Source organism: Luteibacter sp. 22Crub2.1, from assembly GCF_900167995.1.
Classification (GTDB): Bacteria; Pseudomonadota; Gammaproteobacteria; order Xanthomonadales; family Rhodanobacteraceae; genus Luteibacter; species Luteibacter mycovicinus.
In genome coordinates this window covers 115,817-131,638 of the sequence record NZ_FUYT01000011.1, presented here as the reverse complement: position 1 = coordinate 131,638, position 15,822 = coordinate 115,817, and the positions used below count along the sequence as shown (strand labels likewise).

Here is a 15,822-nt window from a genome sequence, read left to right as displayed (position 1 = left end):
AAGGTATAGGAACGTCGTCGAAGACGCTACTTTCAGGTGTTCTGGATGACGATCTTGGGGAACGAGATCGCCTTGTTGCGGGCCTGCAGAGACAGTTTCGCCGCCGTGGAACGCGCGATGGCGCGATAACGCCCGGCCAGATCGGATTCCGGGATCGCCGCCACGGTGGGCTTGCCGTCGTCCGACTGCTGACGGATGCGGATGTCGAGCGGCAGATCGCCCAGATAGGCGATACCGGCTTCTTCCGCCATCCGTGCGCCGCCGCCGTGGCCGAAGATGTGCTCCTCGTGACCGCAGTTCGTACAGATGTGCGTCGCCATGTTCTCGATGACGCCGAGCACCGGCACCTCCACCTTGCGGAACATGCCCAGCGCCTTGCGCGCGTCGAGCAGCGCGATGTCCTGCGGCGTGGTGACGATGACGGCGCCGGAGACCGGCACCTTCTGCGAAAGGGTCAGCTGGATGTCGCCGGTTCCCGGCGGCAGATCGATGATGAGGTAATCCAGGTCGTCCCAGCGCGTGTCGTTCAGCAACTGCATCAGCGCCTGGGTGACCATGGGACCACGCCAGATCATGGGGGTATCCTCGTCGATCAGAACGCCGATGGACATCGCCTGCAGGCCATGGGCGTGCATCGGCTCGATGCTTTTGCCGTCGGGAGACACCGGTTTCCCTGACAATCCGAGCATGCGCGGCTGGCTGGGACCGTAGATATCGGCGTCCAGGATGCCGACCCGGGCGCCTTCGGCCACCAGCGCGAGCGCCAGGTTCACCGACACGGTGGACTTGCCTACCCCGCCCTTGCCCGACGCGACGGCGATGATGTTCTTCACGCCGACCATGGGAGACAACTGGCCCTGCACCTTGTGGGGATGCACGCGCCAGGTGACCGACACGGCGGCCGAGGCGATGCCCGGCTCGGCCTCGAGGGCCTGACGGGCCTGCTCGGTCGCTTGTGCGACATAGCCCACGGCGGGGTAGCCGAGCTGGATGTCGACGGAGACACGGTCGCCATCGACGCCCACCGCACGCACGGCGGCGCCGAACGGCTGCCCCGAGTGCGGGTCGATAACGCGGTCGAGGACACCGCGGACGAGGGATTCGCTGGGCTGGGTCATGGGGAGAGTTGAGCAAAATCGAAGATCGCCCATTATGCCAGCTAGCGTGCCTCGACCGGGCCCGCACGTTGGCGCGGGGCCCGGGGGCCGCAGCCTTGCCTCGTGGCGCGATGCAGCTTGACGGGGCTGCCGCCGCTCGTCAGGCTCCGGCCGTACCTTACCGTATGGGGAGCACCGCCATCCTATGAAGTCCCTGATCCGCACCGCCGCTGCCCTCGCCCTCGTCGCGAGCGCCCTCCCCGCCTTCGCCGCCACGGATACCCCGGTCGGCAAGTGGAAGACCATCGACGACAAGACCCACGAAGTGAAGTCGATCGTCGAGATCACCGAGCACGGCGGTCTGCTGGAAGGCAAGGTCGTGGAGGTGCTCAAATCCGACCACGGTCCTCACCCGGTCTGCTCCGAGTGCGATGGGGAGCGCAAGAACAAGCCCATCGAAGGCATGACCATCATGTGGGGCCTGAAGAAGGACGGCGACGAGTGGTCCGGCGGCCAGATCCTCGATCCGGCCAAGGGCAAGATCTACAAGGTGACCCTGAAGCTCGAGGACGGCGGCAAGAAGCTCGATGTCCATGGGTATATCGGGTTTTCGCTGATCGGTCGCAGCCAGGAATGGGTGCGAGCGGAGTAAACAGATACATCGCGCGCGAGGCGCGCTCCTACAGGGGCGGGGGCCCAGGGGCCCGTCGCCCCCTTCGCATGCCATAATCCCCGGTCCCAAAGCAGACCGCGATCCTCATGGCCCGCCGCATCCTGGTTACCAACGCTCTACCCTACGCCAACGGCCCGCTTCATCTGGGCCATATGCTCGGCTACATCGAAGCCGACATCTGGGCGCGGGCGCAGCGAATGCAGGGCAACGAGGTCTGGTACGTCGCCGGTGAGGACGCCCACGGCACGCCGATCATGCTCGCCGCCGAGAAGGTCGGGCTGACGCCTGAGGAATACATCGCGGGTATCCGCGCGTCGCACGAAGCGGATTTCACCGACTTCCACTTCAGCTACGACCAGTACCACACGACGCATTCCCCGGAAAACCGGGAAATCGCGACGGACATCTACGTGCGCCTGCGTGATGCCGGGTATATCGCCCGCCGCGACATCCAGCAGCTGTATGACCCCACGCGTGACATGTTCCTGCCGGACCGCTACATCAAGGGCACCTGCCCCAACTGCGGCACGCCAGACCAGTACGGCGACAACTGCGAGAACTGCGGCGCCACCTACGCACCGACCGACCTGATCAACCCGTACTCGGTGATGTCGGGCGCTACCCCCGTGCTGCGTGACTCCGAGCATTACTTCTTCGAGCTCGGCAAGTTCGAGCAGCTGCTGCGCGACTGGTTCGCGGGCAAGTACACCGACGGTAAGCCCACCGCCAACAGCAGCGTCGTCGCCAAGCTGGCGGAATGGATCGACGGCGGCCTGCGTGACTGGGACATCTCGCGCGATGCGCCGTATTTCGGATTTCCGATCCCCGACGCGCCGGGCAAGTTCTTCTACGTGTGGCTCGACGCACCGGCGGGTTACCTCGCCTCGTTCAAGGCACTGTGCGAGCGCAAGGGCATCGTCTTCGACGACTTCCTGCGTGCCGACAGCACCGCCGAAATGCACCACTTCGTCGGCAAGGACATCATCAACTTCCATGGCCTGTTCTGGCCGGCGATGCTGCACGGCGCGGGTATGCGCGTGCCGACCGCGCTGCATACCAACGGTTACCTGACGGTCAACGGCGCGAAGATGTCCAAGTCGCGCGGCACCTTCATTCAGGCGCGCACGTTCCTGGACTCCGGCCTCGACCCGGAAGCCCTGCGCTACTACTTCGCCACCATGCTTGGCCCGCAGCCGATCGACGTCGACCTTGACCTCAAGTCGTTCGAGGAACGCGTCAACTCGCATCTGGTCGGCAAGTGGGCGAACATCGCCAGCCGTACGGCGGGCTTCCTGCACACGCATTTCGCCGGCAAGCTGTCCGATCGCTTCGACGACGAGGCGACCGCACTGTGGAAGGACCTTCTGACACAGTACGAAGGCATCGAAGCCGTCTACGAAGCCGACGAATACGCCGAAGCGACGCGCCGTTTCGTGTCGATGTCCGATGCGGTCAACGGCTACATCGCAGCCAAGGCACCCTGGGTGATCGCCAGAGACGACGCGCGCCGCGACGAACTGCAGCAGGTCTGCTCGTTCGCGATCAACGCGTTCCGCCTGCTGTCTGGCCTCCTCAAGCCCATCGTGCCGACCACCGTCGCCGCCGCTGAGGCATTCCTCGGTGCGCCGATTACGACGTTCGCCGATGCGCGCCGCGAGCTATTCGGCCACACCGTCAACGCGTTCTCGCCGCTGTTCGGCCGCCTCGATCCGAAGAAGATCGCCGCCATGGTCGACGCCTCGAAAGAATCGCTAACTCCCGCTGAGCAGGCTCGCGAAGCCGCCGCGGAAGCCAGGCCCGCCAAGAAACCCAAAGAAGCTCCGAAGCCCATGACCGACGCCACCGCTACCGCCTCCACCGATACCGCCGCCACCATTTCCATCGACGACTTCGCCAGGCTCGACCTGCGTATCGGCAAGGTGACCGTCTGCGAGTTTGTCGAAGGCTCGGACAAGCTGCTCCGCTTCGAACTGGATGCCGGCACGCTCGGCACGCGCCAGATCTTCTCGGGCATCCGCGCCGCGTATGGCGAGCCGGAGAAGCTCGTCGGCCGCAACGTGGTCTTCATCGCCAACCTCGCGCCGCGCAAGATGCGCTTCGGTCTGTCCGAGGGCATGATCCTGTCCGCCGGTGACGGCGGTGCGGACCTGTTCCTCCTCGACGCCGACCAGGGTGCGGCGCCGGGCGCCACCGTCCGCTAAACACGACCCGGCAACGCGCCAGCCATGACGCCAACGCTCGCCGACCGCATCGACACGCTCCTGCCGCAAACCCAGTGCGAGCAGTGCGGTTTCCATGGCTGCCGCCCCTACGCGGAGGCGATCGCCGCCGATGAAGCGGGCATCGATCGCTGCCCGCCGGGTGGTGCCATCGGCATCGCCCGTCTGGCCGCCCTGCTCGATCGTCCCGTGGTGCCGCTCGATCCGACGCATGGCGTGGAGAAGCCGCGCACGCTCGCGCGCATCGTCGAAGCCGATTGCATCGGCTGCACCAAGTGCATCCAGGTGTGCCCGGTCGATGCGATCCTCGGTGCATCCAAAGTGATGCACACCGTGGTCAGCGATCTGTGCACCGGCTGCGAACTCTGCGTACCCGCCTGCCCCGTCGACTGCATCCGGCTCGATCCGATGCCGCTGGCACAGGCGGACGACCGCGAGCACGCCGACGCGGCGCGACGTCATTTCCAGCGCCGTGAGGCACGTCTTGCTCAGGAGCGTGCCGAGCGCGAACGCCAGCTCGAAGCGAATAAGGCCGTGGTCGCCGCGCCCACCGCACGCAACGCGGTCCTCGAAGCGCTCGCCCGCGCGAGGCTGCGGAAGAAGGACACTCCGTGAAAAAAGCCAACGTGGTCGAGATGTTCAGCCGCCTGCGCGAGCTGGATCCGCATCCGAAAACCGAACTCGAATACACCACGCCGTTCGAGCTGCTTTCCGCCGTGGCGCTGTCCGCGCAGGCCACCGACGTCGGCGTGAACAAGGCGACGCGCAAGCTGTTTCCGGTGGCCAATACGGCCCAGAAGATCCTCGATCTGGGGCTCGAAAAACTCAAGACGTACATCAGCACGATCGGGCTCTACAACAACAAGGCGAAGAACCTGATCGCCATGAGCCGGATTCTCGTGGATCGTTACGACGGCGAAGTACCGCAGTCACGCGAGGCGCTCGAAGAACTGCCGGGCGTCGGTCGCAAGACCGCCAATGTGGTGCTCAACACGGCATTCGGGCAGCCGACGATTGCCGTCGATACGCACATTTTCCGCGTTGCCAACCGCACGGGGCTGGCACCCGGGCCGGATGTGCGCAAGGTCGAGGACAAGCTCGAGAAGGTGATCCCGAAGGAATTCATCCAGGATGCGCATCACTGGCTGATCCTGCACGGGCGCTACGTATGCAAGGCGCGCAAGCCGGCATGTCCGGACTGCGCGATCATCGACCTGTGCGCCTACAAGCACAAGACAAAGCCGGCCTGAGCCGGCTTTTCTTCTTCGCGAGGGGACGTCGCGCGCGAGGCGCGCTCCTACGCAGCCTGCCTGGAACCCTCGACCCGCCGTCCCAGTTCGTGCCAGTCGACGATGAGTTCGCAGCCACGCTTTGACGCGTTCTGCCCCCACTCTCGCAACAGCTCCAGCGACGCCTGATCGACGTGGACCAGCCGGTCCATCCGCACGCTGAGGCGCGTATTGGCCGGCACGGCTTCCAGCTTGCGCGCCATCGTCGGTACCTTGAGGAACGTCGCCGAGCCCTCCAGGTGCAGCGTCGCGTGACCCGGCTCGTCGTGATGCTGCACGTCCATCTTCAGCTTCGACGACAACAGCGCCAGGCGGAACAGCGAGAGACCGAAGCCGACGATCACGCCGGTCAGCAGGTCGGTGGCAACGATAGCCACGGTCGTCGCGACATAGACCGCCGCCGTACCTTTGCCGTACGCCGCCAGCGTCTTGATCTGGCCGGGATTGACCATCTTCACGCCGGTAAAGACCAGGATGCCGGCCAGGCAGGAGATGGGCGTCATGCGCATCAACCACGGAAGCAGCATCACGAAGGCCAGCAACCAGCCGCCGTGCAGGATCGACGCCATACGTGTGGCTGAGCCGGCCTGCACGTTCGCGGCGCTACGCACGATCACGCCCGTCATCGGCAACGCACCGAGGAAACCGCAGATCAGATTGCCGACGCCCTGCGCCGTCAGTTCTCGGTCGTAGTTCGTACGCACGCCGTTGTGCATGCGATCCACCGCGGCCGCGGAGAGCAGCGTCTCCGCGCTGGCGATGAACGCAAACGTCGCCGCCGCGACCAGCAGCGACGCGTCGAACAGTCCGAAGAGGCTACCCATGCTCGGCAGGCTCACCGCCGAAAACAGGTTGGCGGGCACGTCGACTCGCTTGACGTCCACCGCCGTCAGTTGCGCGATGAGCGTCATCGCAACCACCGCGAGCAAGGCACCCGGCACGAAGCGGAGCTTCGCCGGGCGCAGCTTCTCCCAGCCGAGCATGATCGCAATGGTGCCCAGGCCGATCATCAGGGCGGCGGGGGCCTGCCCCTCCGCGGCACCGGTGACCGATTCCCACGCTGCGGAGGGGAGCGCCGCGAAGTTTTCGAGACCGCGTGCTTTCGGAATCGCGTCCAGCAACACATGGGACTGGGACGCGACGATCAGGATGCCGATGCCGGACAACATGCCGGCGACCACCGCCGGCGACGTCATCCGGAACCAGACGCCGACTTTGCACAGACCGGCGACGATCTGAATCAGGCCGGCAAGCAGCACGACGGGGCCAAGAGCGGCCACGCCGTGCTCGCGCACAAGTTCAAACACCAGGACCGCGAGGCCCGCCGCGGGACCGCTGACCTGCAGCGGCGACCCCGCGATCGAACCGACGATGATTCCGCCCACGATGCCGGTGATCAGTCCTGCGCTGGGCGGCATGCCCGACGCGATCGCGATACCCATGCACAGAGGCAGAGCGACAAGAAAGACGACCACCGAGCCGAGGAGGTCGCGGCCAAAGAGGCCCTGGGAAAAGTATGCGCGCATGTCGTGCCTTCCTTAAGCGGCGTTTGCTACCGGCACGGGCGTGGAGAAACGCGCGTGCGGTGTCGCGTCCGGCGCGTGTGCATCGCCGGCGACGAGGGGACGGAACCTTCCTTCCAACGGATCGAAGGCGGTGATTTCGGTGTTGGCGATGTCGTAGATCCAGCCGTGAATACGCAGGCTGCCGTTGGCGATCGCGGCTGCGACGGCGGGCAGCGTGCGCATGTGTTCCAGCTGGCCGACTACGTTTTCTTCGGTGAGATAACGCAGACCCTCTTCGCCCAGGATGGTCGGACGATTCTCGGCGACGACGTAGCGAGCCACGTCGGCGTGCTTCAGCCACTGCTCGACCGACGGCTTGCCCTTCAGCGCCGCCGGGTTCTGCAGCGCCTTCATCGCGCCGCAGTCCGAGTGGCCGCAGATGACGATGTGCTGAACCTTCAGCGCCGTCACCGCGTATTCGATGGCGGCGACCACGCCACTGACGTGCTGCGCGTACGGCGGGACGATGTTGCCGACGTTGCGGTAAACGAACAGGTCGCCCGGCTGAGCGTTGAAGATCAGCTCCGGCATGATGCGCGAGTCGGCGCAGGTGATGAACATCGTATGCGGCGTCTGGCCGGACGCCAGTTTGGCGAATACCTCGCGCTGATCGTCGGTCATGTTGCGGCGGAAATTGTCGAAGCCCTGGATGAGACGTTCCATGGTGGTTTCTCTCTTCGTTGGCGGAAACAAGGCACGAGCGCGCACGCTCGCGGCGGCTGGCGGATTGCCAGCGCGCGAAAACTGCAGGTGAGAAAAAGAAGGTGGGGCTGTCGGCGCGCGAAGGCGCCGGACCGATCAGACGATCGGAGGCCGCAGCTCGAGGCTGGGATGATGCGCGTGAGGCGCCGGCCGGACGTCCGCATGACGGGAGGTGCTGACGTGGGGAATCGTCACGACATGCTGAGGGGGGACATCGAAGGTATCGTCGAGGCCGCCGCTATTGTCTTCCAGCGACGGCACGGGATCCTGATCGTCGAACGAGGCCGTGTCGTCGGCAACCGCCAGCGCGTGCTGCGCCGCGTGTTCCTGGGAAGCCACCGCCGCGGCGAGGCCGCTGGCGGAGGGCGCCGCATTCACGCCGACGCACGCGACGAACAACGCGAAGAACACGAAAATCGTGCTCGCGAAGCGGCGCATGGCGGGGGCGAAAAGGGTCTGCATGAGCCGGAACCTACGACAGGCTTCATGACGTTCGCAAGTGTGGCGATGCAGCAAATTCAGGCTTGGGGCATTTTTGTGTGCTGAAACGTGACGTGGCAACGGTTTTTGCCGGTGACCGGGCACGAGGCGGCCTGCGCTTATTCAGATATGGACGTCCGAAAGACCGTTGGCTGCCTGAGATCATTCGCAACGAGAATTCGCTGACAGGGTCAGTTACCACGAACGCATGGCCGCGTAAGGCAAAAAAACGGCGGGCTTGCGCCCGCCGTCCGGTTCGTCCCTGAGCAGAACTCCGTTCCGATATCGATCAGAAGGTCAGCATGCCCCAGAAGCCCACTTCGTTGGTCTTGTAGTGGTAAGGGGTGGCGAACGGGCCGTCGAGCTTGTTGTGCTTGTAGACGAGGGCCAGCTTCAGGTTCTTCAGCACGTCGTACGAGACGCCGGCATTGTAGTACTTGTCCTTGATCTTCTCTTCGACGTTGACCAGGTTGTCGTACTTGTAGTCGACCTTGTCGTAACGAGCGAAGACGGCGAACTGGTCGTAGAACTTCCAGTCAGCCCAGAGCGAGTAACCGTCGGCCTTGTCCTTGGTCGTGCCGGTGGCCACGCCGGTGCCGGCGCCCGTACCCTGATACTTCAGGATGTCGTCCCAGTTTTCGGTGTGGAAATATTCCGCACCGACGCCCCAGGTCTTGTCGCGCCACGCCAGCAGGGCATCGCCGCGAGTCGCCGTACGGGTCGGGGCGCCAGCCTCGACGTCGTTGCCGCGCTTGCCGCTGTAACCGCCGATGGCGATGACCATCTGCTCGATCGGCGAGTAGCCGAGGCGGGCTTCCGTGTCGACGCTCTTGGAGCGGCTCAGGTTGCGGTAGCCGCGACCGTTGACCACGGACACCTGGTAGTTGACCGAGTTGTCGCCGGTCGTGGCACCCATCGCGTGGATACCCCAGTCGGACGAGTTGCCGAAGGCGCCGACGCCGCCGGCGGTTGCGGTACCACCGCTGCGACCACCTTCAAACGAGCGATCGGTGATGGTGTTCTCGACGTAGCGGTAGCCGTACCACTTCTCGACGAACGGGATCCAGGGCATGTCGGATGCACCGAAGCGCACCGTGAACAGCTGGTCGAACTTGCCCTGCACGTAGGCCTTCTTCACGAACAGGCTCGTGGACGAGAGCGACGACTGGTAGCTGAAGTCGGTCGTCAGGTTGGCCGACCAGATGTCGTTGAACTTGTGGTCGACGGTCAGGTAGAAGCGCTTGACGTCGAAACCCGTGCCGTTGACCGAACCGTGACCATCCTTCTGGATCGAACGGCCGTTGCCGATCTTCTCGTCGTGATCCTGATTGGTCACGTCGAAGAACATCGTGCCGCCGATCTTCGTGTTGTCCACCAGCTTGTTCAGCGCGTCGAGCTTCTTGGCGAGCTCGTCGGCCGGCTTGGCGGCGGTCACCTGCACGTCGTTCACGGCCTTGGCCGTCTCGATCTGTGCGTCAGCCTGGGCTTCCTGCTTGGCCTGAAGGTCGGCGACCTGGCTCTGGAGGGCGGCCAGCTGCGCCTGCAGCTGCTGGAGGGTGGCGGCGTCGACCGTGACGCGGGCCGGCTGCTGCGACTTCTGCGTCGCGGCGAGGGCCGAGAAGCTCGTCAGGCCCAGACCGGCGGCGATGGCCACCGTGAGCAACTTGGAACGCATGGGATTTCTCCGCTTGGTTTTTAGAATGTGTGTGGTCCCCTGTGTCCCCACTGAGCTTTTTCTGTCCGAAAAACCTCAAGCGGGGCCAACGGCGCGAAGGATGGGCCGTGGCGTTTACCGTTCAATGCAATTTTTGTTACAGATCGAAGACATGCGCACATCCGCTTAACACGGACGGCACAGACGGACGCCGGACGGGCCCCCCGGCTGATATCCTTCACGCATGGATACGACCAGTAACAGCACCGCTTCGACGATGGCCGCGCGGTTCCGGGGCTTTCTGCCCGTGATCGTGGATGTGGAAACCGGGGGATTCGATTCGGAGCGTGACGCGCTGCTGGAGATCGCCGTGGTGGCCGTCACCATGGAGCCCTCGGGCCTGCTCGTCGCCCAGCCGGCCGTCGCGGCCAACGTGGAGCCCTTCCCGGGCGCCAATATCGACCCGCGGTCCCTCGAGATCACCGGCATCGATCCGGACCACCCGTTCCGAGGCGCCCTGCCCGAGCGTCAGGCCCTGGATCACGTCTTCAATGCGGTGCGCGAGGCGGTCAAGGCCTCGGAGTGCCAGCGCGCCGTGTTGGTGGGCCATAACGCCGCATTCGATCTGGCCTTCCTTAATGCGGCCGTGCGCCGCGTGGGGCACAAGCGCAATCCGTTCCATCCTTTCAGCTGCTTCGATACGGCCACGCTGGGCGGCCTCGCGTACGGACAGACGGTCCTGAGCAAGGCCGTACTGGCCGCCGGCATCCCGTTCGACAGCCGCGAAGCCCATTCGGCGATCTACGACGCCGAGCGCACCGCCGAGCTTTTCTGTGAAATCGTCAATCGCTGGCGCCATCTGGAGCTCGCGGAGCGCGACCAGACGGCCCCGATCGAAGTCTGAGGCATTTCGTAAGTTCATGAATATGACAGCAAATCGGATGCTGTCATATCGCTGCAACATTCAGTACGTCTCATTGCAACACGGCAGGGCTGCAATACGGCCCCAGGCGGTCAACGCCTGACACTCATCCATCCGAGGACTACTCCGTGTTCACACGTAAACTCCGCATCGCTGCGCTCGTCGCCGCTTCCCTGTTCGGCATGTCCGCCCAGGCCACCGACATCACGGGCGCCGGCTCGAGCTTCGTTTACCCGGTCCTGTCGAAGTGGTCGGCGACGTACGCCGAAGCCACCGGCAACAAGCTGAACTATCAGTCCGTCGGTTCGGGTGCGGGTATCGCCCAGATCAAGGAAGGCACCATCGACTTCGGCGCGTCCGATGCTCCGATGAGCGCTGAAGACCTCACCAAGTTCGGTCTGGGCCAGTTCCCGGTCGTCGTCGGTGGCATCGTGCCCATCGTCAACCTGCAGGGCATCGCCCCGGGTCAGCTGAAGATCGACGGCAAGCTGCTGGGCGACATCTACCTGGGCAAGATCGCTCGCTGGAACGACCCGGCCATCGCCGCCCTGAATCCGGGCGTGAAGATTCCGGACGTCAAGATCACCGTCGTGCACCGCTCGGACGGTTCGGGCACCTCGTTCAACTTCACCAACTACCTGTCCAAGGTCAACCCGGAGTGGGCGTCCAAGGTGAAGTTCGGCACGGCCGTCGAATGGCCGGCCGGCGTCGGCGGCAAGGGTAACGAGGGCGTCTCGCAGTACGTCCGTCAGATCCCGGGCTCGATCGGCTATGTCGAATACGCTTACGCCACCAAGAACAAGCTCTCGTACACGCAGATGCAGAACGCTGCCGGCACGTGGGTCCAGCCGAACGCCGACGCATTCGCCGCTGCCGCCTCCACGGCGGACTGGAAGTCGGCCAAGGACTTCAACCTGATCATGACCAACGCCCCGGGCGCCCAGGCGTGGCCGATCACGGCGACGACGTGGGTCATCATGTACAAGAAGTCCAAGAACGCCTCGCACAGCAAGGTCGCCTTCGACTTCTTCAAGTGGTCGCTCGAGAAGGGTCAGTCGCAGGCCGCTTCGCTCGACTACGTCGCGCTGCCGCCGGCTCTCGTCCAGCAGATCGAAGCCTACTGGGCTGCCGAGTTCAAGAACTGATCCATCCGGTCTCAACGGACCGGCTGTCATATAGCCGGTCCAGAGTATCGTCCAAGGGGGTCGCCGTTCCGACAGGGACGGCGACCCACACGTTTGCATAGGCTCCCGGGAACCCGAACCCATCATGCACGCCACCGTCAGCAACGCCGTGCCCGACCAGGAACGTCAGGCGGAAGCGTCCCGGAACGCGCGGGATACGCGTAACGACCGGCTGTTCGGCTGGGCCCTGAAGGCCTGCGCCCTGCTCGTTCTGCTCTGCCTCGTCGGCGCCGCCGCTTCCACGCTCTGGCTGGGCCGCGACGCGTTCGCCACCTTCGGCTGGGGCTTTCTCACCAGCGCCGTGTGGGATCCGAGTAACAACCAGTACGGCGCCCTGGTGCCAGTGGTCGGCACGGTCGGCACCGCGATCATCGCCCTGATATTCGCCGTGCCGGTCAGTTTCGGCATCGCCCTCTTTCTTACCGAGATCGCCCCTGGCTGGATGCGCGGTCCGGTCAGCTCGGCCATCGAACTGCTGGCCGGCATTCCCTCGATCATCTACGGCATGTGGGGTCTCTTCATCTTCGCCCCGTTCGTGGCGGAGAACGTCAAGCCGTGGCTGATGAACAACTTCAGCGCGGACCCGCCGGACGGCAAGGTGTCGTGGCTGGTCCAGCACGTGCCCTTCATCGCGAAGTTCTTCTCCAGCGAGTACCCGTTCTTCGGCGCCGGCGTGCTCACCGCGGGCCTGGTGCTGGCGGTGATGATCATCCCGTTCATCTCTTCCGTGATGCGCGAGGTCTTCCAGACCGTGCCCACCCGCCTGAAGGAGTCCGCTTACGCCCTGGGCTCCAGCACGTGGGAAGTGGTCTGGGACATCGTCGTCCCCTACACCCGCACGGCCGTGATCGGCGGCGTGTTCCTCGGCCTGGGCCGGGCGCTCGGCGAGACGATGGCGGTGGCTTTCGTCATCGGCAACACCTTCAAGTTCACGCCGTCGCTGCTCGAAACCGGTAGTACGATCGCCTCGACCATCGCCAACCAGTTCGGTGAAGCCGAGGGTCTGCAGAAGTCCGCGCTCATGGCGATCGCCTTCCTGCTCTTCGTGGTGACCTTCATCGTGCTGATGATCGCGAGACTCATGCTCCGCCGCCTGGCTTCGAAGGAGGGCAACTGATGTCCGCCTCGCTCTATACCAGGCGCCGGATCAAGAACATCCTCGCGATGGCCTTCAGCATCGTGGCGACCTGCATCGGCCTGCTCTTCCTCGCGTGGATCCTGTGGGAGACGCTGAGCCAGGGCCTCGCCGGGCTCAAGCCGCAGCTGTTCACCAAGATCACGGCGTATCGCGAAGAGGGTGGCCTGGCCAATGCCATGGTCGGCAGCCTGATCCTCAACGTGCTGGGTATCCTCATCGCCACGCCGATCGGCGTGGCCGCGGGCACCTGGCTCGCCGAGTATTCGCGCCGCTCGAAGCTCGGTCCCACGATCCGTTTTCTCAACGACATCCTGCTGTCGGCGCCGTCGATCGTGCTCGGTCTGTTCGTCTACACGGTGATCGTCCTGCCGTCCAAGTGGCTGACCAATGGCGACGTGACGTTCTCGGGCATCGCTGGCGGCATCGCGCTGGCGCTGATCGCCCTGCCCGTCATCGTCCGCACCACGGATGAAATGCTCCGCCTGGTACCCGGCACGCTGCGCGAAGCGGCACTGTCGCTGGGTGTCCCGCAGTGGAAGCTGACGATGCAGATCCTGGTGCGTTCGGCGCGCTCGGGTATCGTCACCGGCATCCTGCTGGCCCTGGCCCGCATCAGCGGTGAAACCGCGCCGCTGCTGTTCACGGCGTTCGGCAACAACTTCATGACGTTCAACCCGATCGACAAGATGCCGAGCCTGCCCCAGGTCATCTACGAATACACCAAGGACCCGAGCCCGGACATCAACACGCTCGCCTGGGCCGGTGCTTTCGTCCTGACCATGTTCGTGCTGGCGCTCAGCCTGATCGCCCGCCTCGCCTTCTCGCGTTCCAAGGTGTCCCATGACTAAGATGAACGAAGTCGCCTCCAAGCCGGGATTCGGCACCTCGCCGCATGCCGCCGTCGACCTCGGCCAGGTGCCGGCGAAGATGACCGTGCGCGACCTCAACTTCCATTACGGTGAGTTCCATGCGCTGAAGCACATCGCCATGGACGTACCGGAGAAGAAGGTCACCGCCATCATCGGTCCGTCGGGCTGCGGCAAGTCCACCCTGCTGCGCATCTTCAACCGCATCTACGCGATCTACCCGAATCTGCGCGCCAGCGGCGAGATCGTGCTCGACGGCGAGAACATCCTCGACCCGAAGTACTCGCTCAACCGCCTGCGCAGCAAGGTCGGCATGGTGTTCCAGAAGCCGGTGCCGTTCCCCATGACGATTTTCGAGAACGTCGCTTACGGCATTCGTCACCACGAAAAGCTCAACCGCACCGACATGGAGGGCCGTGTCGAGCAGGCGCTGCGTGGCGCCGCATTGTGGGACGAGGTGAAGGACAAGCTCAAGCAGAGCGCACTCGGCCTCTCCGGCGGCCAGCAGCAGCGTCTGTGCATCGCCCGCGGCATCGCCCTGAAGCCGGAAGTGCTGCTGCTCGACGAGCCGACCTCCGCGTTGGATCCGATCGCCACGAGCCGCATCGAGCAGCTGGTCGAGGAGCTCAAGAGCCAGTTCACCATCGTCATCGTGACGCACAACATGCAGCAGGCGGCGCGCTGCTCGGACATGACCGCGTTCATGTACATGGGCGAGCTCATCGAGTTCGACCGGACCGAGAAGATCTTCACCAAGCCGGACAAGAAGCAGACCGAAGACTACATCACCGGCCGGTTCGGCTGAGCGCCCCCTATTTCGAGGTCCCGCGATGAATACTCCGCACCAGCACATCATCAAGAGCTACGACGACGAACTGAAGCGTCTCACCGGCGAAATCGTCCGCATGGGCGAGATCGCCGTCGCGCAGCTCGAAGCCGCCATCGACGTGGTCGAACGTCGTGACGAGCGCGCCGCCCAGCGCGTGGTCGACAACGACGACGCACTCGATTCGCTCGAACAGGAAATCAGCCAGGACGTCGTGCGTCTGCTCGCCCTGCGCGCGCCGATCGCCGGCGACCTGCGCAACGTGTTCGCCGCGCTGCGTATCGCTGCCGACATCGAGCGCATCGGCGACTACGCCGCCAACGTGGCCAAGCGTTCCATCCCGCTCAGCCGCGTCGCCCCGATCACCGCCGCCGGCGGCCTGAAAAACCTGGCCGAGCTGGCCGCGGACCAGTTGCGCAACGTGCTCAAGGCGTACGACGAGCAGGACGCCGAAGCCGCTTATGAAGTGTGGAAGTCGGATGCGGATCTGGATGAGGCCTATACGGTCGTCTTCCGCGCGCTGCTGACGTACATGATGGAAGACCCGCGCAACATCACGCCCTGCACCCATCTCCTGTTCATGGCAAAGAACATCGAGCGCATCGGCGACCACGCGACCAACATCGCCGAGAACGTCTGGTTCGTCGTCCACGGCGAGCCGCTGGTGGCACCGCGCACCAAGCGTGACACCACCGCGAATCCGGATTTCGATAAATAAAACGACACGGTCTGTGGGGCGACCGCCCCGTAGGAGCGCGCCCTGCGCGCGAAAAGCCTACGCAGCGAGGAAGGGATAAGGTTTCTTCGCTGCGTAGGATTTTCGCGCGCGGGGCGCGCTCCTACAGGGCAGATGCGGGCCCCGGTCAGGCGCCCGACGTCAGCTTCAACCCAAGAATCCCGACGACGATCAGTCCGACGCAAAGCAGCCGCAACGGCTGCGCCGACTCACCGAACAGAATGATGCCGAGCGTCACGGCGCCGACGGCACCGATGCCTGTCCACACCGCGTAAGCCGTACCGAGCGGCAATTTTTTTGTCGCCCAGGCGAGCAGGACGATGCTGATGAGCATCGCGCCGCCCGTGAGCACGCTGGGTAGCGGCTTCGAAAACCCTTCGGTGTATTTCAGGCCGACCGCCCAGGCGATCTCGAACAGCCCGGCAAGGACGAGGATGAACCAATACATGGGAGTGAGCTCCGCAAGAGCGG

At 64.5% G+C, this 15,822-nt stretch carries 16 protein-coding genes; 10 read left to right on the top strand and 6 right to left on the bottom strand.

Annotated features, from left to right (window positions below; genetic code table 11):
• Positions 1-32 precede the first annotated feature (32 nt).
• Positions 33-1,118, bottom strand: coding sequence for an iron-sulfur cluster carrier protein ApbC (gene apbC / locus B5X73_RS13130; protein WP_079522053.1), 1,086 nt, complete (start codon positions 1,116-1,118; stop codon positions 33-35).
• A gap of 184 nt (positions 1,119-1,302) precedes the next feature.
• On the opposite strand from apbC, the gene B5X73_RS13125 reads away from it, so the two are divergent.
• The 4 genes from B5X73_RS13125 to nth all read left to right on the top strand — a co-directional run bounded on the left by B5X73_RS13125 (position 1,303) and on the right by nth (position 5,239).
• Positions 1,303-1,749: a DUF2147 domain-containing protein gene (locus B5X73_RS13125; RefSeq protein ID WP_036114148.1), complete on the top strand. Its 447-nt coding sequence runs from the start codon at positions 1,303-1,305 to the stop codon at positions 1,747-1,749.
• Positions 1,750-1,856: 107 nt separating this feature from the next.
• Positions 1,857-3,971 (top strand): methionine--tRNA ligase, encoded by a 2,115-nt coding sequence (gene metG, locus B5X73_RS13120; protein WP_079522052.1) that lies wholly within the window; start codon positions 1,857-1,859, stop codon positions 3,969-3,971.
• 24 nt (positions 3,972-3,995) lie between these two features.
• Positions 3,996-4,604: an RnfABCDGE type electron transport complex subunit B gene (locus B5X73_RS13115; RefSeq protein WP_036114155.1), complete on the top strand. Its 609-nt coding sequence runs from the start codon at positions 3,996-3,998 to the stop codon at positions 4,602-4,604.
• Positions 4,605-4,624: 20 nt separating this feature from the next.
• Positions 4,625-5,239, top strand: a complete 615-nt coding sequence (gene nth / locus B5X73_RS13110; RefSeq protein ID WP_090355794.1) for an endonuclease III — start codon at positions 4,625-4,627, stop codon at positions 5,237-5,239.
• 47 nt (positions 5,240-5,286) lie between these two features.
• Here the strand turns inward: nth and B5X73_RS13105 are convergent, their stop codons facing one another.
• The 4 genes from B5X73_RS13105 to B5X73_RS13090 form a co-directional block, all read right to left on the bottom strand.
• Positions 5,287-6,804 (bottom strand): SulP family inorganic anion transporter, encoded by a 1,518-nt coding sequence (locus B5X73_RS13105; protein ID WP_079522050.1) that lies wholly within the window; start codon positions 6,802-6,804, stop codon positions 5,287-5,289.
• Positions 6,805-6,816: 12 nt separating this feature from the next.
• On the bottom strand, positions 6,817-7,506 hold the full coding sequence (locus tag B5X73_RS13100; RefSeq protein WP_036114164.1) for a carbonic anhydrase: 690 nt from the start codon (positions 7,504-7,506) through the stop codon (positions 6,817-6,819).
• 135 nt (positions 7,507-7,641) lie between these two features.
• Positions 7,642-8,007 (bottom strand): hypothetical protein, encoded by a 366-nt coding sequence (locus tag B5X73_RS13095; protein ID WP_036114167.1) that lies wholly within the window; start codon positions 8,005-8,007, stop codon positions 7,642-7,644.
• Positions 8,008-8,314: 307 nt separating this feature from the next.
• Positions 8,315-9,700 (bottom strand): hypothetical protein, encoded by a 1,386-nt coding sequence (locus B5X73_RS13090; protein WP_043693309.1) that lies wholly within the window; start codon positions 9,698-9,700, stop codon positions 8,315-8,317.
• Between the two features lie 223 nt (positions 9,701-9,923).
• Here B5X73_RS13090 and rnt point away from each other — a divergent pair, with 223 nt between their 5' ends.
• The 6 genes from rnt to phoU all read left to right on the top strand — a co-directional run bounded on the left by rnt (position 9,924) and on the right by phoU (position 15,333).
• Positions 9,924-10,583, top strand: a complete 660-nt coding sequence (gene rnt, locus B5X73_RS13085; RefSeq protein WP_079522049.1) for a ribonuclease T — start codon at positions 9,924-9,926, stop codon at positions 10,581-10,583.
• A gap of 167 nt (positions 10,584-10,750) precedes the next feature.
• The gene (gene pstS / locus B5X73_RS13080) at positions 10,751-11,746 is read left to right on the top strand and encodes a phosphate ABC transporter substrate-binding protein PstS (RefSeq protein ID WP_255349741.1); all 996 of its coding nucleotides are present in this window, start codon (positions 10,751-10,753) and stop codon (positions 11,744-11,746) included.
• A 124-nt stretch (positions 11,747-11,870) separates the two neighbouring features.
• Positions 11,871-12,902: a phosphate ABC transporter permease subunit PstC gene (pstC, locus tag B5X73_RS13075; protein ID WP_051943743.1), complete on the top strand. Its 1,032-nt coding sequence runs from the start codon at positions 11,871-11,873 to the stop codon at positions 12,900-12,902.
• Positions 12,902-13,771, top strand: coding sequence for a phosphate ABC transporter permease PstA (gene pstA, locus B5X73_RS13070; protein WP_036114177.1), 870 nt, complete (start codon positions 12,902-12,904; stop codon positions 13,769-13,771). Before pstC ends, pstA begins: the two co-directional genes overlap by 1 nt.
• 79 nt (positions 13,772-13,850) lie before the next feature.
• Entirely contained in the window at positions 13,851-14,594 is a 744-nt protein-coding gene (gene pstB, locus B5X73_RS13065) for a phosphate ABC transporter ATP-binding protein PstB (protein WP_239709154.1), read from the top strand.
• A 25-nt stretch (positions 14,595-14,619) separates the two neighbouring features.
• Positions 14,620-15,333 (top strand): phosphate signaling complex protein PhoU, encoded by a 714-nt coding sequence (gene phoU, locus B5X73_RS13060; protein WP_036114183.1) that lies wholly within the window; start codon positions 14,620-14,622, stop codon positions 15,331-15,333.
• Positions 15,334-15,478: 145 nt separating this feature from the next.
• Here the strand turns inward: phoU and sugE are convergent, their stop codons facing one another.
• Positions 15,479-15,799, bottom strand: coding sequence for a quaternary ammonium compound efflux SMR transporter SugE (gene sugE / locus B5X73_RS13055; protein WP_079522047.1), 321 nt, complete (start codon positions 15,797-15,799; stop codon positions 15,479-15,481).
• Positions 15,800-15,822: the final 23 nt, after the last annotated feature.